Raw genomic sequence first — 21,400 nt, forward strand, 5'->3', positions numbered from 1 at the left:
AGGCTGCATCCCCATGACGATGCCGTCAGAGCTGCTCTACGCAGCGAAGCACGCCAAGGGATTCATGCCGCACAACGAGGGGCTGGCCCTGTACGAGGCCGCCTGCCAGTACGGGAAGCTGGGCCCCGTCTGCGAGATCGGCACATACTGCGGGAAGTCGGCCGTCTATCTCGGCGCGGCGGCCAGGCAGGCCGGGTCGGTGGTCGTCACCGTCGACCACCACCGGGGCTCCGAGGAGATCCAGCCAGGGTGGGCCCACCACGACCCGACGCTGGTGGACCCCCGGTTCGGCAAGATGGACTCGCTGCCGACGTTCAGGGCCACGATCGCGGCCGCGGGGCTCGAGGACGAGGTGATCGCGATCGTCGGCCGGTCGGAGCAGGTCGCCGCTCTCTGGAGGACGCCCCTGGGGATGTTGTTCATCGACGGCGGGCACTCCGAGGAGCCGGTGACCCGCGACTACGAGGGCTGGGCGCCGCACGTCATGGAGGGCGGGGCGCTGGTCTTCCACGACATCTACCCCGATCCCGCCGATGGCGGGCAGGCGCCGTACCGGGTCTACCAGCGGGCGGTGCGGTCCGGCGCCTTCAGCGAGGTGTCGGTGGAGGGCTCGCTCCGCGTGCTGGAGCGCGTCGGCCCCGGAATCTAGTCAGCAGCGGTGGCGCTGGCTCCAGGACCGGCGGGTCTGGGACTGCCAGCGCAGGAAGTCCTCGTGCGTGTGCGCCTCGTGCCCGAGCGCGAGGAGCGCCTGGTCCGTCCACGAGGCGGCCGCCTCGGGTTCGGCCCCGGCCAGGATCGGCACGGCCTGCGCCGTGTGGGCCGGCAGCGTCCCCGACCGCAGCCGGGCGGCGACGGCGAACGCGCACCCCTGGGCCAGCTGGGCGCGGAACCCGTCGGCCCCGGCGTGCTCGGTCAGCCACCACAGCTCGTCGGAGTCGGCCCCGCCCGTGTACGTCGCCGCGAACCCGATCCCGCTCCACAGGTCGCCCCGACGTCCCGCCGGATATCCACCGATCCTGGCGGCGATGTCGTCGGGCGAGGCGCTGTCGTGGTACCAGAGCAGCCGCCCCAGCCCCTGGTCGAACACCGCGCAGTGCGCCCTGGTCAGCAGGTCGGGCATCGTGCGCTCGCCCACCATGCGGTCGGCCCTGGCCAGGCTCCACTGGAACCCGAACCCATCCACGGCCAGCCAGCGCAGCAGCGGATGCGCGCGCCGCGCCCCCCACAGGGGTCGCAGCCGCAGCAGGGCGTAGCCGCGCCCGGCGCCGACGTAGGCGGCGTGGCGATGATGCTGGGCGGGGCCGGTGAGTAGCTCGTGAAGGCGCCGGCCCCGCGTCAGCGTGAGCAGGTCGAGTACGGTGCAGGCGGCGGCCGCCCCTTCGTAGCCGAAGGGCCGCTGCTCAGCCGATATTTCCTCGACCTTCTCAATCTCCCGGGACATCACCGCGTTGAAGCCGAAAACGTATGCGCTTTCGGCATCGGTGAAGACCGCTCGGGAAGCTCCTCCCCTGAGCCGGAATCGTCGCCGGCCCAGATCGGACTCCAGAGGATCCTTGACCAGGAACCTCCGCAGCCCCCTCGCCCGGGACAGTGTCGGCTCGGTCCTGACCTGATCCAAGAACGAAGTTGTGCCCGTGTCGCCCACGCTTCCCCCGAAGACGCCTCGTACGAGTCACTCAGAAGCTAGTAAGCCCATTGCGTCGATCATCGGCGGCGCACCGGATTTCGGGGGCAAAGAACCCGCAAAAGCGCTTGTGCGGGGGTGGGGTCAGAGGTCGTCGCGGCGTACCAGGCCCGTGCCGGCGGCGCAGCCGCAGGTCTCCGGGTCGGACACCGACGTCCCCACGATGTCCCTGAACAGGCCGGACCCCGGCGTCAGCGCCAGCAGCGCGTCGGCGGCGAGCACGACGGCGGCGGCCGTGTACCCGGATCGTTCGTGGGGGAAGTGCTTGAGGTTCGCGAACTGCCAGCCCGTCCAGTACGAGCCGTCCTCGTGCCGCAGGTGCTGCATGTCCGTGAACAGCGTGACCGCCCGCCCCCGGTCTCCCAGCGCGTCGAGCGCGAGCACCAGCTCGCACGTCTCCGCCCCCGTCACCCACGGCTGGTCGGACACGCACCTGATCCCGAGCCCGGGCACCACGAACGTGGCCCACTCGCGCTCCAGCAGCTCGAACGCCTGCTGCCCGCGCACCGCGCCGCCGAGCACCGGGTAGTACCAGTCCATGGAGAAGCGGCTCTTGTCCGCGAACGCCTCGGGATGCGCCGCCAGCACGTGCGCCAGCCGGTCGGCGGCCAGCTCCCAGTGCGGCTGCGGGTCGCCCAGGTGGTCCGCGAGCAGCACGCCGCAGCGCAGCCCCTGGTGGATGGAGGAGCACCCGGTGAGCAGCGCGAGCGTCGAGGCGACGCCGTGCGCGTCGCGCTCCCAGACGATCTCGCCCCGCTCGGTCTGCAGCCCCGCCACGTAGTCGAGCGCGGCCTTGACCATGGGCCAGTGTTCCTGGGTGAACGCCTGGTCGCCGGTCACGAGGTGGTGATGCCAGAGCCCGGCGGCCACGTAGGCGGCGTGGTTGCTCTCGCCGCCCTGCTCCGTGGGCACGCCGTCGGCCAGCTTCATCGGCCAGGAGCCGTCGGGGCGCTGGTGCCGGGCCAGCCACGCGTAGCCGCGCCGTACCGGCTCGCCGAGTCCCGCGACGGACATGGCCATCAGGCATTCGACGTGGTTCCAGGCGTCGACGTGGCCTTCCGGCCACGGCACGCCGCCGTCGTCCTGCTGGATCGCCGCGATGCTCTCGCCCGTCCGCACGACCTCCGCGTGGGAGATCATGGCTTCCTGACGTAGAGGACCACGCTCTTGCCGATGATCGGGTTGAGCACGGCTTCGGCGATCCTGGTGGCGGCCGGGCGCTTCATGATGTCCCAGACCAGCAGCTCGTGGTACGCCTTGGCGAGCGGGTGGTCGTCGTTGCCGACGCCGACGGCGCACTTGATCCACCAGTACGGCGCGTGCAGGCCGTGGGCGTGGTGGTGGGGGCCGATTTCGAACCCGATGGACTTCAGCTTGGCCGACAGCTCAGCCAACGTATAAATCCGGACATGTCCCCCGGGGGCCGTGTGGTAGGCCTCGTCCAGCGCCCAGCAGATCCGTTCGGGCAGGAAGCTCGGTACGGTGACGGCCGCCGTACCGCCCGGCTTGAGCACGCGGAAGAGCTCGCGCATGGCCGCCATGTCGTCCGGGATGTGCTCCAGCACCTCGGCCGCGATGACCCGGTCGAAGCTGCCGTCCTCGAACGGCATGTCCAGCGCCGTACCCTGGATGATCTGCCCGCTCGCCCCGGGCGGCACCTCGCCCGCCTTGTCCATCGCCGCGAACATGGCTGCCACGCCGTCCAGCTCCGCCTGGTCCATGTCGAACGCGATCACGTCCGCTCCCCGGCGCAGCGCCTCGAAGGCGTGCCTGCCGCCGCCGCAGCCCAGGTCGAGCAGGCGCACGCCGGGGCCGACGGGAAGCCGGGCGAAGTCGACGGTCAGCACTGGTCAGCCTCTCCTCTTGTGGTTCTCCATGGCCTCGAGGTATGCCTCGACGGTCTTCTTGGCCACGACGTGCCAGGTGTAGCGCTCCATGACACGGTCGTATCCGGCCTTGCCCACGCGTTCGCGCTCCTCGGGGGAGTCGTGCAGGCGGCGCAGCACCGCGGCGAGCTCCTCGGGGTCGCCCGGGGCCACCTGGATGGCGGCGTCGCCCACGACCTCGGGCAGCGCCCCCGTACGGCTGGCCACCAGGGGTGTGCCGCAGGCCATGTGCTCGACGGCGGGCAGCGAGAAGCCCTCATAGAGGGAGGGGACGACCGAGATCTCCGAGGTGGCGATCAGCTCACCCAGCTCGTCGTCGGAGATGCCGTGGACGAAACGCACCCGGTCCTGCAGCGACAGCTCCTGGACGAGCTGCTCGGTCGGGCCGCCGGGGGTGGGTCGGCTGACGACGGTGAGGTGCACGTCGCGCTCGGTGGCCAGCTTCGCGACCGCCCGCAGCAGCGTCGCGACGCCCTTCATGGGCGAGTCCGCGCTGGCCACGGCCACGATCGAGCCCTTGCGCCGGGGCTTGTCCGGGCGCGGGTGGAAGTAGCGGGTGTCGACGCCGAGGGGGATCAGGCGCATGTTCGCCTGGGGGACGTTGAAGTCGCGGTGGATGTCGGCCAGCGACGACTCGCTGACGGTCAGGATCGGGCTCAGCCGGGGCGCGACACGCGACTGCATCTTCACGAACCCGTACCAGCGGCGCAGGCTCAGCTTCTTCCCGCCGGTGGCGGCCTCGAGCTCGATGCGGCGGTCGACGCTGATCGGGTGGTGGATGGTGCCGACCACGGGGAACATCCGCTGGATGCCCAGCAGGCCGTATCCGAGGGTCTGGTTGTCCTGCACGACGTCGAAGTCGCCGATGCGCTTCTTCAGCTCGCGGTAGGCCCGCAGTGTGAACGTCAGCGGCTCGGGGAACCCCGCCGTCCACATCGTCCCGACCTCGAGCCAGTCGATCCAGTCGCGGTATTCGTGCAGCTTGGGCGTTCTGAACGGGTCCTCGTCGCGGTAGAGGTCGAGGCTGGGCACCTCGCGCAGGATGACGCCCTCGTCCAGCTCGGGATAGGGCTGCCCGGAGAACACCTCGACGTGGTGCCCTAAGGCGACCAGCTCGCGGCTGAGGTGGCGAAGATAGACGCCTTGGCCACCACAGGTGGGCTTGCTGCGGTAGGACAACAACGCGACTCGCAGCGTTCGATCCCGCCGGGCTGGCTCTGCCACGACACCCCTTTCTCCGCCGGTAGGGCCCTTGAGATGGGCGTGTACCGTGAAGATGACCTTAGTCCGAGAAGGCTACCATTCGGTAGGTCGGGTGGAATTGTTCACAATTACGGTTAAACGTCGTGCGAACTGCGACGTTGCCGTAACCGAGCGTGGTTCGGTGGAACGGGTTCTAGGTGGGCTGGTGCCCTATCTGGGCGCTTAGCTGTACATTCCGTCCCAGACAGATTGCTATACGCGATAGCAGGAGGACCCTTGGCCAGGCGAGCTCTGATCACCGGCATCACCGGCCAGGACGGTTCTTACTTGGCGGAGCACCTGCTCGAGCAGGGATACGAGGTGTGGGGCCTGGCCCGGGGGCAGGCGAACCCGCGCGTGTCCAGGATGCGCAAGCTGCTCTCCGACGTGCGGGTGGTGCGGGGGGATCTGCTGGACCAGGGGTCCCTGATCTCGGCGGTGGAACGCGTTCAGCCTGACGAGGTCTACAACCTCGGGGCGATCTCGTTCGTGCCGATGTCGTGGGAGCAGGCGGAGCTCACGGCCGAGGTGACCGGGATGGGCGTGCTGCGCATGCTGGAGGCGATCCGGGTGTGCTCGGGGGCGTCGCGGGGCTCGGGCGCCTCCCGACAGATCCGCTTTTATCAGGCTTCATCCTCTGAGATGTTCGGGCAGGTCAGCGAGACGCCGCAGAACGAGCGGACCGCCTTCCACCCGCGCTCGCCGTACGGGGTGGCCAAGGCGTACGGGCACTTCCTCACGCAGAACTACCGCGAGTCGTACGGGATGTTCGCCGTGTCCGGGATCCTGTTCAACCACGAGTCGCCGCGCCGGGGGGCCGAGTTCGTCACCAGGAAGGTGTCCCTGGGGGTGGCCCGGATCAAGCTGGGGCTGGCCACCGAGCTGCGACTGGGGAACCTGGAGGCGCGGCGGGACTGGGGGTTCGCCGGCGACTACGTGAAGGCGATGCACCTGATGCTGCAGGCCGCCAATCCCGAGGACTACGTGATCGGGACGGGGCGGATGAAGTCGGTCAGGGAGCTGGTGGAGGCGGCCTTCACGGCCGCGGGGCTGGACTGGGAGCGGTACGTGGTGACCGACCAGACGCTGCACCGGCCCGCCGAGGTGGACCTGCTGTGCGCGGACCCGAAGAAGGCGCGGACGCAGCTGGGGTGGGAGCCGAGCGTGTCGTTCGACGAGCTGGTGGCGATGATGGTCGAGTCGGATCTGCGGTTGCTCTCCGACGGAGGCGATCCCGACCAGGACAGCTCCTGGCCGTGACGGTCATCGTTCACCTGTGACGGCCTGTCGATAGGTGCCCGGGGTCAGGCCGAAGTAGCGGGTGAACCAGCGGGTCAGGTGGCTCTGGTCGGCGAAGCCCGTCGCGGTGGCCGCCTCACTGATGGCCGTGCCGCCGGCGATCAGCGTACGTGCCGCTCTGAGCCGTAGCTGCCGCTGGTAGTCGCTGGGGGACAGCCCGTACTCCGCGTGGAAGGCCCGGTAGACCGCGTAGCGGCTGGCGCCCGTGGCCCGCGCCAGGTCGTCGCTCGTGAGATCGTCCCTGAGGCGGTCATGGAGGAGCTGCCTGGCCTGCCGCGCGACCCTCGCCGACCTTCCTGGCCTGCCGTCCGGGTGGATCGGGGTCGTGGCGGCCCGCCGTACGATCGCCGCGACCGTGGCCGTGAGCAGCTCGTCGCGCCGCAGAGCCGTCGCGTCGGAGCCGAGGAGTTCCGCGTGCAGGGAGCGCAGCGCCCCCGCCAGGACGGGATCATCGACCACGGGCGCGGCGAACAGGGGCAGGCCCAGGCGGCGGCCCGTCGCGTCGGTCAGGGCGTTCGACACGAGCTCGGGACCGATGTGGACGATCCGGTACGTGAAGCCGTACGCGTTCGTGGCGTGGCCGTCGTGGGGGTCCTCCGGGTTGAACGCCATGACCATGCCCGCCGAGCTCGTGTGGGCCGAGCCGCGGCAGGTGAACGACTGCGCGCCGGTCTCGGTGACCCCGAACGAGTAGGTCTCGTGGCTGTGCCGGTGGTACACGTGCCGCTCGAAGTGGGCATGCATGGCCTCCACCGGCCGGTCGGGTGACCGCCAGTATCGGGACCAGTCATGCGCCATCCATCCATTGTCCTCACCGCCATTGACAAACCAAATTTTTACGTAAAGGATTGTTTTTGCAATGAGAGACGTCCTGTACCTGGAAGAGATCGAGCAGGCCGAGGCACTGCTCAAGCCGCAGCGCGTGGAGGTGCTGCGGCAGCTGGCCGAGCCGCGTACGTGCTCGGAGGTCGCCGAACGGCTCGGCCAGACACCGCAGCGGGTCTACTACCACGTCAAACGGCTGGTCGAGGCGGGCCTGGTGGACCTCGTGTCCGAGCGCAAGGTGCGCGGGATCCACGAGGGCATCTATCAGGCCGGTGCTCGCTCGTACTGGCTGTCGCCCCGGCTGGTGGGCCGGATCGGGCTGCGCAAGGCGCGTGACGAGCTGAGCCTCGGTTACCTGCTGGATCTCATGGAGGAGGTCCAGTCGGACATCGCGGCGCTCGACAGGAGCGCGCCCGAGCTGCCGTCGATCGGGTTGTCGGGGGAGATCCGCGTGCGTCCCGAAGAGCGTCAGGAGTTCCTGAACGATCTGCAGACGATGCTGCAGGGGCTGTTCACGCGGTACGGCGGGGCGGAGGGGGACGCGTTCAAGCTCGCCGTCGCCTGCTACCCGAACGCCGCCGACCCTCCCGCAGACATCCCCGAGCCCGGCACCTCTCCCGCCACCACCGACCCTCCTGCACCTTCGACCCCTCCGGCGCCCACGGACGAGACCGGCCCGCATCGGCGGCCGGACGGGGGCGACCGACCACAACCGGCCTGAAGCCGACGCCCGACCGGCGACCGCCCACGCGGATCGGCCACTCACACTCACACTCGCCCTCTCCAAAGGAGAAGATGACGATGACCGAGCCCATGACGCTTCGTGCCCGCATCCAGGCGCCTGTCAAGGACGTACGCCAGGCGCTCACCGACGCGGCTGCGCTGCGGATCTGGCTGGCCGAGCACGCCGAGGTGGAACTGCCCGACCGGTTCGGGTTCTGGGGGCGTACCACGCCTGAGGGGGACGCGCCGCACCAGCGGCTGCTGCACGCGGACGAGCGCACGGTGCGCTTCGCGTGGGTGCTGGACGGCGAGGAGACGACCACCGAGTTGAAGCTGGAGGAGGACGGGGACGCGACGATCCTGACGTTGTCGCAGACGCACTTCGACTTCCAGGACGTCATCACGGGCAAGAGCATCCGGGGCGTGCTGCAGACGTTCTGGTGCCTGGCCGTCGCCAACCTGGCCGAGCACCTTGAGGGGCGCGAGCTCACACCCAAGATCGACTTCACCTCCGCGGACCTGCGCGCCGAGGTCACCATCGACGCCTCACCGGCGAAGGTGTTCGAGTCGCTGATCGACTCGGAGGCGGTGACGCGGTGGTTCGGGTTCCCGATCGAGATCGAGCCGTACGTGGGCGGGCGCTTCGCGATGGGCGGCCTGGACAAGGACCCCAGCCCGGCCAAGGTGCTGGAGCTTGAGCCCGGCAGCAAGTTCTCCCTGGACTGGGGCGCCTCGGGAGTCGGCACGTGGGAGTTGGAGGGCTCCGGCGGGCAGACGCGCCTGACGCTGGTGCAGAGCGGGTTCGACACGGAGCGCCCGCCGTACGCGGCGTGGGGCGGGATCCTGTCCGGTGTCGCGGAGCTGCGACGCTACCACGAGGTGCCGGACTGGCAGCCGGTCTTCACGAGCTGACGCTTCCGCACCAGCGTTCAAGACACGGCGGGGGCGGGACGTGGAGACTCGTGACCATGCGTTTCGACACCAAGATCGGCATAGTGGTCCGCGCGGATCTGGCCGCATGGCAGAAGCTCAACGTCACCGCCTTCCTGTCCAGCGCAGTGGCGGGCGGGGTGCCGGGGCTCATGGGGGAGCCGTACGAGGACGGGTCCGGCAATTCGTACCTGCCGATGCTCCGCCAGCCCGTGCTCGTCTACACGGCCGACTTGGAGGGCCTCCGGGGCGTCCGGGAGAAGGCGGTGGGCCGGGAGATGGACGTGGCCGTCTACATCGAGGAGATGTTCAAGACGGGACACGACGCGGACAACCGAGCGGCCGTGCGAGCGGTGGAGGCCGAGGAAATGGCGCTGGTGGGGGTGGCGATCCATGGGCCGAAGAACGGCGTGGACAAGGTCCTGAAGGGCCTCACCCTGCACCCTTAACCCGCAACCTCCACCGCGCCTTTAGATTTGGCGTTTGTGGCGGCGGAGCCGCCGGCAGCCGGTCAGCCGGCGGACGGGTTCGTTCGACGGCCCGATGCCATCACCTGCCCTCTCTTCGACCCCGGCCGGGGCCGGAAATGATGTCGCCGAGCATTCGGCTGAAGCGTAAGGTGCGGGCGTGGATCCTGCTGATTTCTACACAGGAATCGTCGCCGAGTTATATGGGCCGCTGAAGTCCGTCGCCCAAGATCCAGAGCCCTACGCGGCGTTTGTCCGAGAGGCTGGTTCCCCGGCTCTGGAGCTGGGGTGTGGGGACGGCGATCCATTGCTCGACCTGCGTCGGCGCGGCCTGGACGTCGAGGGTGTTGACTCCTCGGCGGACATGCTGCAGCGGTGCCGTCGCCGGGCGGGGAAGCAAGGCGTCGATGTCGTCGTCTACCAACAGCGCATGGAGGCGCTCGATCTGCCACGCCGCTACCGCGCGATCTTTCTTGCCGGGCCGACTTTCAACCTGCTCCCCGACGACTCCATCGCTCTGGCTGCCCTCCACCGCATCCGCAACCATCTCGCCGTGGGCGGCACCGCCCTGGTGCCGCTGTTCGTCCCGTCGCCCACACCTGCCGAACGGATCGGCCGAGTGCGCACCGCTACGGCGGACGACGGTGCTGAGTTGCGTGTCTCGGTGGTGTCCGAGGAGCGTAGCGATTCCGCGCGGACGCAGACGACGGTGTTGCGTTACGAGCGGTACCGCGACGGCGAGAGCACCGTCGTGGACCGCCCCTGGGTACTGCACTGGTATACCCGCTCGGGATTCGAGAGCCTTGCCGCAGCCGCCGGCCTGGTCGCGGTGTCGGTCCTGGAGACGCCAGGCGCCTCCGACCTGCAATTCCAGCTGCAAGCCGCCGATTTCAGAGGGTGACGCCGACGCGACGGGCGAGTTCTCGCAAGCCGGATAGCTTGCTGTGAGGATCCCGGCGAAGTAGCTCAGTGATGACCTGACGGGTACCGGAGCGCCTTACTTCGGAGGGCGCCATCTTCTCGGCGATGTTCAAGGCTCGTATTGCGCGGTCGGTCTTGCCGGCGCGGGAACTGCTGATGCGGCTGACCGACGTGCGAGCGGTGGAGCCGGGGGATTCTGCCTGGAGTGGGCCGGGCTGATGCCCGAGGTCGCCTGCCTGGTGCGGTGGCGTACGGTCGGAGCGCAACGATCAGAGGCAGCGGCTGACCTGCGAAAACGTCAACGATGGGCTACTCACGGGCCAACCCGGCCACCACGGGGCAGCGTAGGTCCTAGAACCGCAGGTCAATTCCCTGAACTGTGGAAAACTCAACGTCCTCCACAGAACTCCATTCGGCTGCTCGCCACCAGCCCCGCCATAGCACCCTGTGTGCCATGCACCACCCACACCACCCCATCCACCTCACCGTCACCGACTCCAGCCTCAGAGGCCCCAGAGTCACCGATTGCACCGTCACCGACCCCGCTTACCCCAGCGCCGTAACCACGCCTCACGGCCCTCCACCCCATGCGGCACCGCCCCTCGGAGCTGTAGACCCCGAAAGAGGGACATCGACACCCAGCACCGCACCCCTGAAGGAGCCACCTCCCATTCAGGGAAAGACCGATCGCGGGCTTCCAAAGGCAGAGCTGCCACCCACCCCGCCATCACTCGCCGAGCGGACCGCCCGAATCACCCGAGCGATCCCGCAGGCCGTTGTCTGCCGTCAGACAGCCGCCCATATCTGGGGTCTGAACGCCCTGCACACCCCAGAAGCCGACTGGCCCATAGAGCTGACCGCCCCCGGCCACCTCGCTCTCCCAGGCTGCGTCACCTACCCGGCACCGCTCCCTCCGGAAGACATCACCACGCACAAGGGCATCCGCCTCACCACCATGGAACGCACAGCCCTCGACTGCGCCCGCTGGTTGCCCCGCATGGAGGCGGTGGCGATCCTCGACCAGTTCGCACGGCGGGGCGTCGATCTCGAAGCTCTGTGGCACCGCCCGCTCAACTCCTGGCGCCTACGCGACACCCTCGGCTTCGCCGACCGGGGAGCCGCCTCACCCAGGGAGAGCTGGCTCCGGGTCATCCTCGTGGAAGGCGGCCTCCCCAGACCCACCACCCAGATCCGGGTCGGGCTGGACGACGACCGGTTCGCGTACCTAGACCTGGGCTGGGAGGACTTCAAGGTCGCAGTCGAGTACGACGGCCAGGAGCATCACACCTCACCCGCCGACCAGCAACACGACGCGGACCGCCGCGAGGAGTTGCGCCGCCGCGGCTGGCGCGTGATCGCCGTCCGCCGAGACGTCATCCCCGGCCAGATCGCCGACCTCCTCCATCACGTGGCCAACGCCTTGATCGAATGCGGCTGGCAGCCCGGCCCGGAGCGCACCAACCACATCCTCCGCCGCATCCGAGCCGCCCGCCGCCGCTCCCGCTTCCGATTAATCAGCCACCCACCTCTCCAACCCACCACGCCGAGTGCCGGTCAGACGTCCGTGCCCGGACGCCGGCCGGGCCCGCACGCCGTCCGCGCGCCCACACCCGGACTGATGACTGGCGCCGTGCCCAAATGCCAGCCAGGCGCCACGCCGGAGCATCAGCCGGGCGCCGCGCCGCGGTGTCGGCTGGGCGTCACACCGGAGCCTTGGTCGGGCGTTCGTGGCGGAACGTCGGGCCGGGCCGGGCCGGGCTGGGTTGTGCTGACCACCAACAGGCCGCTGCGGCGAGCGGGGTGACATGGGGTGGAGCTGATTCCCTGCGGTGGCCGCTGCCAGGGGTCAGCCGACCGTGACAGGAAGCTCCTTGATGCCGTTGATGAAGTTCGAGCGAAGCCGGCGCGCAGAGCCCGTTTGGCGGAGTTTGGGGCGTCGGCGTGCCAGTTGCTCGAAGAGGACCCGGAGTTCGAGTTTGGCCAGGTGGTTGCCCAGGCAGAAGTGAGCTCCGCCGCCGCCGAAGCCGATGTGCGGGTTCGGGTCGCGGGTGATGTCGAAGACTTCGGGGTCGGAGAAGACCGCGGGGTCGCGGTTGGCGGCGGCGTAGAAGACCACGACCTTGTCGTCGGCCTTGATCTCCTGCCCGCCCAGCACTTGGTCGGTGGTGGAGGTGCGGCGGAAGAGGTTGACCGGGGAGACCCAGCGGACGATTTCGTCGGCTGCGGTCTTGGCGAGGGTGGGGTCGGCGACCAGGCGGGCCCACTGGTCCGGGTGCTCGAAGAGGGTGAGCATGCCGCCGGAGGCCGCGTTGCGGGTCGTCTCGTTGCCGGCGACCGCCAGGAGGAGGATGAACAGGTTGAACTCGTCCTGGTCAAGCGTCTCGCCGTGCTCGTTGGGCTGAAGGAGCTTGGTGACGATGTCGTTCTTCGGGGTGTCCCTGCGGCGTGTCGCGAGTTCGTTGGCGTAGGCGTAGACCTCCATGGCGGCGGCCGAGCCCACCTCGGGAGTTTCCGAGTAGTCCGGGTCCTGGCTGCCGATCATGCGGTTGGACCAGGTGAAGAGCTTGTCGCGGTCGGCCACGGGCGCGCCGAGCAATTCGCAGATCACGTACAGGGGGAGCGGCGCGGCGACTTCGGTGACGAAGTCGATCTCGCCGGTGCACTTGTCCAGGAGGTCGTCGCAGATGTCGCGGATGTGCTCTTCGAGCGCGCCGATCGTGCGCGGAGTGAAGCCGCGGTTGACCAGGGAACGCCGTCTCGTGTGCTCGGGCGGGTCCTGGTTGAGCATCATGTGGCGCTGGAGATCGATCTGTTCCTGGGTCAGCTCTTCGAACAGGGCGAGCTTCTTGTGCGAGGAGAACCGGTCGGAGTGCCGCGATACATGGACGACGTCCTCGTATCGGGTGACGGCCCAGAATCCGGGCTCGCCCTCGTGCCAGTGGACGGGGGAGTTCGCGCGGAGCCAGGCGAGCTGCTCGTGTGGTGGTCCGGTGGTCGCGTAAATGTCCCTGTCGACGAGGTCGATGTGCACCAGATTCACCCTCTTGATCAAGCGCTTGGTTTACTACTACTTGAAACGTGTTCTATTACGTCCCTGTACGACCGTCAAGGGGCAATGTAGTGGCGAAATGGCTCCACAAGGGGTCCGCCGAGGTCGGGCATTCGTCGGGCGATGCGGCTTGTGCCAGGTCCCCGCGGTTGCCGATGACAGCGGCCTCGCTTGATGTCGGGAAGCACGCGTGCCGCCGGCCGTCCGCGTGCGTGCCGCCGGCTGTCTGCGTGCGAGCTGTTGGTCGTCTGTGCGTGCGCCATGGCTGTCTGTGCGCGTGTCGTCGGCCGTCTGCGCGAGAGTCGTCGACCGTCTGTGTGGGTGCTGCTGGTCGTCTGTGCGCGTGCTATCGGCTGTCTGTGTGCGTGCCCTCGGTGTCTACGTGCGAGTCGTTGGTCGTCTGAGCGCGAGCCTCGGCTGGGTTTCATGCGCGATCCAGCCGTCGTGTGCGCTCAGGTTGAGTCGGCTCGCATGCCCGATACGGCTGGCCTGGCGTGTGCGACACGGCGGGGCCCGCGTGCTTGATAAGCCGGCCCGTGCCCCCTATCGCGAGGGCTTGAGTCCCACGCCGGCACCTGCTGCGGGGACCTGGGCCCAGCGCTGGCGCCTATCGCGGGGGCTGGAGTCCCACGCCGCCACCCCGGCCGGCGTGGGGTGGATTGTCCTGGGGGGATGTTTGCCGGTGGTGGTTGGCGTGGCAGGTGGGAGGTGTGGTCTTGGGGGTGGGGTTTACCTCCGATGTATTGGGAGGCGTTAATTCGTGTATGTGAATGCAGCCATCGGAGCGGTAAAGTCGCTTCACAGGCATCGACCACCCCCAGGGGGTGTCTTTCGAGGTCACGGATCGGATGTATCCGTCTTGTCACCCTTGACACACTCTGCCCGATCGCACGAGCATCATGAATCGAGACATCCGATGTATATGAGAAGGATGCGGTGTGAAGCTGCTGCGAGTAGGACCTGTCGGCCAGGAACGTCCGGTGGTCATGGATGACGCCGGTCACCTGCGCGACATCGGAGAGCCCGAGATTGATGGGGCTTTCCTCGCTTCCGGGGGAGTGGCGCGCGTCCGGGACGCGCTCGAGCGTGGTGCCCTGCCCGTCGTCGACGCCGAAGGGCTGCGGATCGGCGCCCCGATCGCTCGTCCGGGCAAGATCGTTTGCATCGGCCTGAACTACAGCGACCACGCCGCCGAGTCCGGGCAGGATGTGCCGGCCGAGCCGGTCGTGTTCATGAAGGCCGCGAACACCATGGTCGGCCCGTACGACGAGGTGCTCGTGCCCAGGGGCAGTGTGAAGACCGACTGGGAGGTGGAGTTGGCTGTCGTGATCGGCCAGGAGGCCCGCTACCTGGGCAGCCGGGAGGAGGCGCTCGGTGTGATCGCCGGGTACGCGATCTCCAACGACGTCTCCGAACGCGAGTTCCAGCTCGAACGCGGTGGGCAGTGGGACAAGGGCAAGTCGTGCGAGACGTTCAACCCGCTCGGCCCGTGGCTGGTTACGGCGGACGAGGTGAGCGACCCGCAGAGCCTGCCGCTGCGCCTCTGGGTGAACGGTGAGCTGCGCCAGGACGGCGACACCAAGAACATGATCTTTGACGTGGCCGAGATCGTGCGCTACCTGAGCCAGTTCATGGTCCTGGAGCCGGGTGACGTGATCAATACGGGTACGCCGGCCGGCGTGGCGATGGGCATGCCGGGGCAGCCGTACCTGCGTGAAGGTGACGTGATGGAGCTGGAGATCGAAGGGCTCGGGCGGCAGCGCCAGATGGTGGGGCAGGCATGACGACTCCTGGCGCGTACCGGATCGTCGGGATGGAGACGCACGACGTGCGGTTCCCGACCTCGCGCGAGCTCGACGGCTCGGATGCGATGAATCCGGATCCCGACTACTCCGCGGCCTATGTCGTGCTCACGACCGATGACGGGTTCGAGGGGCACGGGTTCGCCTTCACGATCGGGCGTGGCAACGACATCCAGACCACGGCCATCAGCGCGCTCGAGCCGTACGTGATCGGCAAGGACGTCGAGGACCTCGGCGTGCTCTACAAGGACATGGTCAACGACTCGCAGTTGCGCTGGCTGGGGCCGGAGAAGGGCGTCATGCACATGGCGATCTCCGCCGTGGTCAACGCCCTGTGGGACCTCAAGGCCAAGCGGGCGGGCAAGCCGTTGTGGCGGCTGCTGTCCGAGATGTCCCCCGAGGAGATCGTCGACCTCATCGACTTCCGCTACCTGAGCGACGCGCTGACGCCGCAAGAGGCCCTCCAGATCCTGAAGAGCCAGGAGGCGGGCAAGGAGGAGCGGATCAGCCGGCTCATCGAGGTCGGCTATCCCGCCTACACCACCTCCCCCGGATGGCTCGGGTACGACGACGACAAGCTGCGCAGGCTCTGCAAGGAGGCCCTGGAGCAGGGCTTCAAGCAGATCAAGCTCAAGGTCGGCGCCGACCTCGAGGACGACCGGCGCAGGTTCAGGGTCGCCCGCGAGGTCTGCGGCCCCGACTTCCCGATCGCCATCGACGCCAACCAGCGCTGGGACGTCGGATCGGGCATCGAGTGGATCAACGCGCTGGGCGAGTTCCACCCCCATTGGGTCGAGGAGCCGACCAGCCCCGACGACGTGCTCGGCCACGCCGCCATCGCCAGGGGCATCGACCCCATCCCCGTGGCCACCGGCGAGCACGTCCAGAACCGCATCGTGTTCAAGCAGCTCCTGCAGGCCAATGCCATCTCCTACCTGCAGATCGACTCGGCCAGAGTCGGCGGCGTCAACGAGAACCTGGCGATCCTGCTGCTCGCGGCCAAGTTCGGCGTGCCGGTGTGTCCCCACGCGGGCGGCGTCGGGCTGTGCGAGCTGGTGCAGCACCTGTCGATGTTCGACTACGTCGCGATCACCGGCTCCATGGACAACCGCGTGATCGAGTACGTCGACCACCTCCACGAGCACTTCGTGGACCCCGTGGTCATCCGCAACGGTCGTTACGCCGCACCGTCCGCGCCCGGCTTCAGCGCGGAGATGCACGCAGTGTCGATCGCCGCCCACACATTCCCCGGCGGCGAAGTATGGAGGGACGCGTGAGCCTGAAAGCGATCGTGACCGGCGGCGGGTCCGGCATCGGGCTGGCCGTGGCCACCCTGCTCGCCGAGCGCGACATGACCGTCGCCTGCCTCGACATCAATCCGCCGGGCGAGCCGTTCATCGGGATCAAGGTCGATGTCACAGATGACGCACAGGTACGGGCGGCGGTGGCGGAGGCCGCCGAGCGGCTGGGCGGCATCGACGTGCTCGTCAACAACGCCGGCATCGGCGCTCAGGGCACCATCGAGGACAACCCGGACAGCGAGTGGCAGAGGGTGTTCGACGTCAACGTGCTCGGCATGGTCCGGGTCGCGCGGGCGGCGCTGCCGTACCTCAGGCAGTCAGAGCACGCCTCCATCGTCAACACGTGCTCGATCGCGGCCACCGCGGGCCTGCCACAGCGCGCGCTCTACAGCGCGACCAAGGGCGCGGTGCTCTCGCTGACCCTCGCGATGGCCGCGGACCACATCCGTGAGGGCATTCGCGTCAACTGCGTCAACCCCGGCACCGCGGACACCCCGTGGGTCGCGAGGCTGCTCGACAAGGCCGACGACCCCGAGGGGGAGCGGGCCGCACTGAACGCCAGGCAGCCGATGGGCCGTCTGGTCAGCGCGGAGGAGGTCGCCGCGGCGATCGCCTATCTCGCCAGTCCTGAAGCCGGCGCCACCACCGGGACCGCGCTCGCGGTCGACGGGGGCATGCAAGGGCTCCGGCTGAGGGCGTCCAACTAAGGAAGGTACCCCCCATGAAGTTCGGATCGGCGGTCGCGGCGGCGGCCCTCTTGGCGGTCGTCACCGCGTGTGGCTCGGGCACGACAACAACCGGAGGAGGGAGCGGCGGCGGGAAGGTCGGCATCGACCACCCGCGGGCCGACTCCAACTTCTGGAACTCCTACATCAAGTACGTCCCGCAGATGGCCGGCGAGTACAAGGTGGACCTCATGCCACCCACGAACTCGCAGAACGACGTCTCCAAGCTGGTCAACAACGTGCAGGCGCTGGTGGGTCAGGGTGCCAAGGCGATCATCATGGCCCCGCAGGACACCGGTGCCATCGCCAACACGCTGCAGCAGTTGGAGAACAAGAAGATCCCCGTCGTGACCGTCGACACCCGTCCGGACAAGGGAAAGGTCTACATGGTCGTACGCGCCGACAACCGCGCGTACGGGACCAAGGCCTGCGAGTTCCTCGGGGAGAAGCTGGGGGGCAAGGGCAAGGTCGTGCAGCTCCAGGGCGCGCTCAGCTCCATCAACGGCCGTGACAGGTCGGAGGCGTTCCTGGAGTGCATGAAGTCCAAGTTCCCCGGCATCACCGTGTTCAGCGAGCCCACGGAGTGGGAGGGCACCAAGGCCGCGTCCATGCTGCAGACCCGCCTGGAGCAGAACCCCGACATCAAGGGCATCTACATGCATGCCGGCGGCGTGCACCTGGCGCCGACGCTGCAGGTGTTGAAGCAGAAGAGCCTGCTCGTCACGCCGAGCGACCCCAAGCACGTCTTCGTGGTGTCGAACGACGGCATCCCGGAGGAGCTCGAGGCGATCCGCAAGGGCGACATCGACGCCACGGTGTCGCAGCCGGCGGACCTGTATGCCAAGTACGCGGTCTTCTACGCCAAGGCCGCGCTGGAGGGCAAGACGTTCAAGCCCGGCCCGACCGATCACGACAGCAACATCATCCAGCTCCCGAACGGCCTGGAGGACCAGCTCCCCGCGCCGCTCGTGACTAAAGACAACGTGGACGACAAGAGCCTTTGGGGTAATCAGATCAAGTGATGAAAAATCACGTTGAAGCCCGAAACGTCGTCAAGCGCTTCGGCCCCACCGTCGCGCTGAACGGCGCGGGGATCGCGATCGCCGAGGGCGAGACCCATGCGCTCGTCGGCAGGAACGGCGCGGGGAAGTCCACCCTCGTGTCGATCCTCACCGGGCTCCAGCCGGCCGATGAGGGCGAGGTGCTGTTCTCGGGAGAGGGGGCGCCCGCCCTCGCCGACCGCGACGCCTGGCGGCAGCGCGTCGCCTGCGTCTATCAGAAGTCCACGATCATCCCCGCGCTGACGGTCGCCGAGAACCTCTTCCTCAACCGCCAGTCGGCCAGGGGCGCCAGGATCAACTGGCGCGCGCTGCGGGCCAGGGCGCGCGAGCTGCTGGACACGTACGAGGTGGACGTCGACGCCCAGGCGCTGGCCGGCGACCTGACCGTCGAGCAGCGCCAGCTCGTCGAGATCGCCAGGGCGCTGTCGTTCGGGACGAGGTTCATCATCCTCGACGAGCCGACCGCCCGGCTCGACGGCCCGGCCATCGAGCGGCTGTTCGCGCGCATGCGCTCGCTGCGCGAGCAGGGCGTCACGATGATGTACATCTCCCACCACCTCGACGAGGTCTACGAGATCTGCCAGAGCGTCACGGTCTTCCGCGACGCGCGGCACATCGTGACCAGGCCGGTCGCCGAGCTTCCCCACGACGAGCTGGTCGCCGCGATGACGGGGGAGGCCACGACGGCGTACGAGTCCCGCTCCCGCACGCCTGGCGACCGGGTCGTGCTGTCGGGCGAGGGACTCTCGCTCGGCGATCGCTACGCAGATATCGATATTTCCGTTAAAGCGGGCGAGGTCGTCGGCCTGGCCGGCTCCGCGAGCAGCGGCAAGGTCGGCCTGGCCGAGACCCTCGTCGGGCTCCGCAAAGCCGACTCCGGCACGGTCACGGTCAACGGCACCCGGGTCAAACCGGGCGACGTGCCCGCCGCCATGAAGGCGGGTCTCGGGTTCGTGCCGGAGGACCGCCACCACGAGGGCTTCGTCCCGCTGCTCTCGGTGGGGGAGAACACCACGTTCCCGATCGCCCGCAAGCTCGGCCGGTACGGGATCGTGTCACCTGCCCGCCGACGGGCCAAGGCCGACGAGATGATCAAGAACCTCGACATCAAGACGGAAGGCCCTGATCAGCCGGTCGGCGACCTGTCCGGGGGGAACGCGCAGAAGGTCGTGTTCGCGCGGGCTCTCGTGGACGACCCGACGGTGCTGGTCGTGATCAACCCGACGGCCGGTGTCGACGTCAAGGCCAAGCAGGCACTGCTCGGCGCGGTCGAGGACGCGGTCGGGCGGGGCGCGGGGGCCGTCGTGGTCTCCGACGAGCTCGACGACCTGCGGATCTGCGACAGGGTGCTGGTGATGTTCCACGGCAGGGTCGTCAAGGACGTGCCGCGCGGCTGGACTGACCACGAACTCGTGGCCGTGATGGAGGGCATAGAAGATTGACCACTATGACTGCGCCGGTCCCACGGGTGCGCCTGGCCAGGTTCCGTGACCTGACGCTGGTGCCGGTGATCGTGATCCTGCTCGTCGTGGGCGCGTTCCTCGACCCGACCTTCCTGACCGCGGGCAACCTCACGAACGTGCTCCAGCAGCAGGCGGCGATCTCGCTCGTCGTGCTGGCGGAGGCGATGATCCTCATCGCCGGCAAGTTCGACCTGTCGCTGGAGTCGACGGTCGGCACCGCGCCGGCCATCGCGGTGATGCTGGTGATCCCGGCGGCCGCGGGCGGGTTCGGCATCGGGCTGCCCGGCGCGCTGGTGATCCCGCTGGCCCTGCTGGTCGGCGCGGCCATCGGGGCGTTCAACGGTTTCCTGATCATCAGGTTCCAGCTGTCGGCGTTCATCGTGACGCTGGCCATGCTGATCATCGTGCACGGCCTCCTGCAGGGGCCGACCGAGGGCAAGACGCTGTTCCAGCTCCCCGACTCGATCCTCTACCTGGGCAGCGCCATGTGGCTCGGCCTGCCGGCGGCCATCTGGATCGCCGGTGTGCTGTTCGCGGCGGGCATCTTCGGCCTGGGCTACCTGCGGCTCGGCCGCGCGCTCTACGCGATCGGCGGCAACACCGACGCCGCCCGCGCCGCCGGCATCCGGGTGGATCGGGTGCTGTACGGGGTGTTCATCCTGGGCGGGACGCTCGCGGCGCTCGCCGGGATCCTGGAGACCGGCCGCCTCGGGGCGATCGGCAACAACCAGGGCGTCGGGTGGATCTTCATGGTGTTCGCGGCGGCGGTCATCGGCGGCGTGAGCATGGACGGCGGCAAGGGCACGATCCTGGGCGCGCTCACCGGCGTGCTGGTGATCGGCCTGGTGCAGAACATCCTGACGCTCATCGGCGTCTCCGGCTTCTGGCAGCCGGTGATCTATGGCGGGATCATCCTCATCGCGTTGATGATCAGCCGGATCGCGGGCGGAAAGGCACAGGATTGAACGGGATCGACGAACCTCCGGCCGGCTCGGACGGCGACGCGCCGGACGGGTCTCCGACCGGTCGTGATGGCGGCGGGTCGTGGGTCGGGCGTGACGGTGGCGGGGTTGAGGTGTCGCGGCACGGCTTCGGTGGTGCGCCGATCGGCAACCTGTACCAGGAGGTGTCGGAGGAGCAGGCGCGGGCCACGGTCGACGCGGCGTGGGACGCCGGGGTGCGCCTGTTCGACACCGCGCCCCACTACGGGCTCGGCCTGTCGGAGCGCCGCCTCGGCGCCGCGCTCAAGGACCGCTCGGGTTACGTCCTGTCCACCAAGGTCGGCCGCCTGCTGGTGCCCGCCTCGTCCTCGGGCGGCCGCGACGAGCAGGGCTTCGACGTGTCCGCCGACCTCCAGCGGGTGTGGGACTTCTCCGGCGACGGCGTACGCAGATCCCTGGAGGAGTCCCTGGGACGCCTGGGGCTCCCGGCCGTCGACATCGCGCTCATCCACGACCCGGACGACCACATGGACCAGGCGCTGGCGGAGGCGTACCCGGCGCTGGCCGAGCTGCGGGCGCAGGGCGTGGTGAAGGCCATCGGCGTCGGGATGAACCAGTGGCAGGCGCTTCTGCGCTTCGTCCAGGAGACCACCATCGACGTCGTGATGCTCGCGGGCCGCTACACCCTGCTCGACCAGTCGGGCCTGCCGCTCCTGGAGGAGTGCGCGCGTCGCGGGGTCAGGGTGCTGGCGGCGGGCGTCTTCAACAGCGGCATCCTGGCCACCCCGCGGCCGACCGGCACGTACAACTACGAGCCCGCACCGGCGTCGGTGATGGAGCGGGCGACGAGGATCGCGGAGATCTGCGAACGCCACGGCGTCACGCTGCCCCAGGCGGCCATGACCTTCCCCCTCCGCCACCCGGCCGTCGCCTCGGTCGTCCTGGGCGCCCGCTCGCCCGAGGAGATCACCGCGAACGCCGCCCTGCTGTCCCGCCCGGTCCCGGAGGCGGTGTGGGACGAGCTGATGTCGGAGGAGTTACTGCCCAAGGAGTGATGGCGAGGCGCTGAGCCCGGCGGGGC

Annotated in this window: 20 protein-coding genes; 14 read left to right on the top strand and 6 right to left on the bottom strand. The window is 68.8% G+C overall.

Going from position 1 to position 21,400, the window contains the following annotated elements; translation table 11 throughout:
- The first annotated feature begins 19 nt into the window (after positions 1-19).
- Positions 20-649: a class I SAM-dependent methyltransferase gene (locus tag ACWDRB_RS36660; RefSeq protein ID WP_350729798.1), complete on the top strand. Its 630-nt coding sequence runs from the start codon at positions 20-22 to the stop codon at positions 647-649.
- On the opposite strand, the gene ACWDRB_RS36665 is transcribed toward ACWDRB_RS36660, so the two are convergent.
- From ACWDRB_RS36665 to ACWDRB_RS36680, 4 genes are all read right to left on the bottom strand, one after another.
- Positions 650-1,645: a DUF1702 family protein gene (locus ACWDRB_RS36665; protein WP_449901601.1), complete on the bottom strand. Its 996-nt coding sequence runs from the start codon at positions 1,643-1,645 to the stop codon at positions 650-652. It abuts the gene before it with no gap.
- 123 nt (positions 1,646-1,768) lie between these two features.
- A complete protein-coding gene (locus ACWDRB_RS36670; RefSeq protein ID WP_449901603.1) occupies positions 1,769-2,824 on the bottom strand; it encodes a prenyltransferase in 1,056 nt (351 codons plus the stop codon).
- Positions 2,821-3,531, bottom strand: coding sequence for a class I SAM-dependent methyltransferase (locus ACWDRB_RS36675; protein WP_449901606.1), 711 nt, complete (start codon positions 3,529-3,531; stop codon positions 2,821-2,823). The genes ACWDRB_RS36670 and ACWDRB_RS36675 overlap by 4 nt, the downstream gene beginning before the upstream one ends.
- Positions 3,532-3,534: 3 nt before the next feature.
- Positions 3,535-4,794 (bottom strand): glycosyltransferase family 4 protein, encoded by a 1,260-nt coding sequence (locus ACWDRB_RS36680; protein WP_449901607.1) that lies wholly within the window; start codon positions 4,792-4,794, stop codon positions 3,535-3,537.
- Between the two features lie 255 nt (positions 4,795-5,049).
- Here ACWDRB_RS36680 and ACWDRB_RS36685 point away from each other — a divergent pair, with 255 nt between their 5' ends.
- A complete protein-coding gene (locus ACWDRB_RS36685) occupies positions 5,050-6,072 on the top strand; it encodes a GDP-mannose 4,6-dehydratase (RefSeq protein ID WP_364259882.1) in 1,023 nt (340 codons plus the stop codon).
- Between the two features lie 3 nt (positions 6,073-6,075).
- Here the strand turns inward: ACWDRB_RS36685 and ACWDRB_RS36690 are convergent, their stop codons facing one another.
- Positions 6,076-6,909 carry an AraC family transcriptional regulator gene (locus ACWDRB_RS36690; protein WP_449901610.1) on the bottom strand — a complete coding sequence of 278 codons (834 nt, stop codon included), beginning with the start codon at positions 6,907-6,909 and terminating at the stop codon, positions 6,076-6,078.
- A 61-nt stretch (positions 6,910-6,970) separates the two neighbouring features.
- On the opposite strand from ACWDRB_RS36690, the gene ACWDRB_RS36695 reads away from it, so the two are divergent.
- The 5 genes from ACWDRB_RS36695 to ACWDRB_RS36715 all read left to right on the top strand — a co-directional run bounded on the left by ACWDRB_RS36695 (position 6,971) and on the right by ACWDRB_RS36715 (position 11,781).
- Positions 6,971-7,657: a helix-turn-helix domain-containing protein gene (locus ACWDRB_RS36695; RefSeq protein ID WP_449901612.1), complete on the top strand. Its 687-nt coding sequence runs from the start codon at positions 6,971-6,973 to the stop codon at positions 7,655-7,657.
- An 80-nt stretch (positions 7,658-7,737) separates the two neighbouring features.
- Complete coding sequence (locus ACWDRB_RS36700) at positions 7,738-8,571, top strand: SRPBCC domain-containing protein (RefSeq protein ID WP_449901615.1); 834 nt, start codon at positions 7,738-7,740, stop codon at positions 8,569-8,571.
- A gap of 56 nt (positions 8,572-8,627) precedes the next feature.
- Positions 8,628-9,038, top strand: a complete 411-nt coding sequence (locus tag ACWDRB_RS36705) for a DUF2000 domain-containing protein (protein WP_355205224.1) — start codon at positions 8,628-8,630, stop codon at positions 9,036-9,038.
- 178 nt (positions 9,039-9,216) lie between these two features.
- A complete protein-coding gene (locus tag ACWDRB_RS36710) occupies positions 9,217-9,957 on the top strand; it encodes a class I SAM-dependent methyltransferase (RefSeq protein ID WP_449901618.1) in 741 nt (246 codons plus the stop codon).
- A gap of 975 nt (positions 9,958-10,932) precedes the next feature.
- Positions 10,933-11,781 (top strand): endonuclease domain-containing protein, encoded by an 849-nt coding sequence (locus tag ACWDRB_RS36715; RefSeq protein WP_449901620.1) that lies wholly within the window; start codon positions 10,933-10,935, stop codon positions 11,779-11,781.
- Between the two features lie 42 nt (positions 11,782-11,823).
- Here ACWDRB_RS36715 and ACWDRB_RS36720 read toward each other — a convergent pair whose 3' ends face one another.
- On the bottom strand, positions 11,824-13,029 hold the full coding sequence (locus ACWDRB_RS36720) for a cytochrome P450 (RefSeq protein ID WP_449901623.1): 1,206 nt from the start codon (positions 13,027-13,029) through the stop codon (positions 11,824-11,826).
- 935 nt (positions 13,030-13,964) lie between these two features.
- Here ACWDRB_RS36720 and ACWDRB_RS36725 point away from each other — a divergent pair.
- The 7 genes from ACWDRB_RS36725 to ACWDRB_RS36755 are packed head-to-tail and all read left to right on the top strand — an operon-like array spanning position 13,965 to position 21,374.
- A complete protein-coding gene (locus ACWDRB_RS36725; RefSeq protein ID WP_449901625.1) occupies positions 13,965-14,810 on the top strand; it encodes a fumarylacetoacetate hydrolase family protein in 846 nt (281 codons plus the stop codon).
- Positions 14,807-16,105, top strand: coding sequence for an L-fuconate dehydratase (locus ACWDRB_RS36730; protein ID WP_449901628.1), 1,299 nt, complete (start codon positions 14,807-14,809; stop codon positions 16,103-16,105). The genes ACWDRB_RS36725 and ACWDRB_RS36730 overlap by 4 nt, the downstream gene beginning before the upstream one ends.
- Positions 16,102-16,836 (top strand): SDR family NAD(P)-dependent oxidoreductase, encoded by a 735-nt coding sequence (locus tag ACWDRB_RS36735; protein ID WP_364259908.1) that lies wholly within the window; start codon positions 16,102-16,104, stop codon positions 16,834-16,836. The genes ACWDRB_RS36730 and ACWDRB_RS36735 overlap by 4 nt, the downstream gene beginning before the upstream one ends.
- Positions 16,837-16,850: 14 nt before the next feature.
- Positions 16,851-17,876 (top strand): sugar ABC transporter substrate-binding protein, encoded by a 1,026-nt coding sequence (locus ACWDRB_RS36740; protein ID WP_449901630.1) that lies wholly within the window; start codon positions 16,851-16,853, stop codon positions 17,874-17,876.
- Entirely contained in the window at positions 17,876-19,357 is a 1,482-nt protein-coding gene (locus ACWDRB_RS36745) for a sugar ABC transporter ATP-binding protein (RefSeq protein WP_449901632.1), read from the top strand. Before ACWDRB_RS36740 ends, ACWDRB_RS36745 begins: the two co-directional genes overlap by 1 nt.
- A 5-nt stretch (positions 19,358-19,362) precedes the next feature.
- Complete coding sequence (locus ACWDRB_RS36750; protein ID WP_364259917.1) at positions 19,363-20,343, top strand: ABC transporter permease; 981 nt, start codon at positions 19,363-19,365, stop codon at positions 20,341-20,343.
- Entirely contained in the window at positions 20,340-21,374 is a 1,035-nt protein-coding gene (locus ACWDRB_RS36755) for an aldo/keto reductase (RefSeq protein ID WP_449901635.1), read from the top strand. The genes ACWDRB_RS36750 and ACWDRB_RS36755 overlap by 4 nt, the downstream gene beginning before the upstream one ends.
- The last annotated feature ends 26 nt before the right edge of the window (positions 21,375-21,400 follow it).

The organism is Nonomuraea sp. NPDC003707 (genome assembly GCF_053587055.1).

Coding starts and splice junctions, on each gene's coding strand:
- ACWDRB_RS36660 (WP_350729798.1), top strand. CDS start 20: ATGCCGTCAGAGCTGCTCTACGCAGCGAAGCACGCCAAGGGATTCATG.
- ACWDRB_RS36670 (WP_449901603.1), bottom strand. CDS start 2,824: ATGATCTCCCACGCGGAGGTCGTGCGGACGGGCGAGAGCATCGCGGCG.
- ACWDRB_RS36690 (WP_449901610.1), bottom strand. CDS start 6,909: ATGGCGCATGACTGGTCCCGATACTGGCGGTCACCCGACCGGCCGGTG.
- ACWDRB_RS36695 (WP_449901612.1), top strand. CDS start 6,971: ATGAGAGACGTCCTGTACCTGGAAGAGATCGAGCAGGCCGAGGCACTG.
- ACWDRB_RS36700 (WP_449901615.1), top strand. CDS start 7,738: ATGACCGAGCCCATGACGCTTCGTGCCCGCATCCAGGCGCCTGTCAAG.
- ACWDRB_RS36705 (WP_355205224.1), top strand. CDS start 8,628: ATGCGTTTCGACACCAAGATCGGCATAGTGGTCCGCGCGGATCTGGCC.
- ACWDRB_RS36715 (WP_449901620.1), top strand. CDS start 10,933: ATGGAACGCACAGCCCTCGACTGCGCCCGCTGGTTGCCCCGCATGGAG.
- ACWDRB_RS36730 (WP_449901628.1), top strand. CDS start 14,807: ATGACGACTCCTGGCGCGTACCGGATCGTCGGGATGGAGACGCACGAC.
- ACWDRB_RS36740 (WP_449901630.1), top strand. CDS start 16,851: ATGAAGTTCGGATCGGCGGTCGCGGCGGCGGCCCTCTTGGCGGTCGTC.
- ACWDRB_RS36745 (WP_449901632.1), top strand. CDS start 17,876: ATGAAAAATCACGTTGAAGCCCGAAACGTCGTCAAGCGCTTCGGCCCC.
- ACWDRB_RS36750 (WP_364259917.1), top strand. CDS start 19,363: ATGACTGCGCCGGTCCCACGGGTGCGCCTGGCCAGGTTCCGTGACCTG.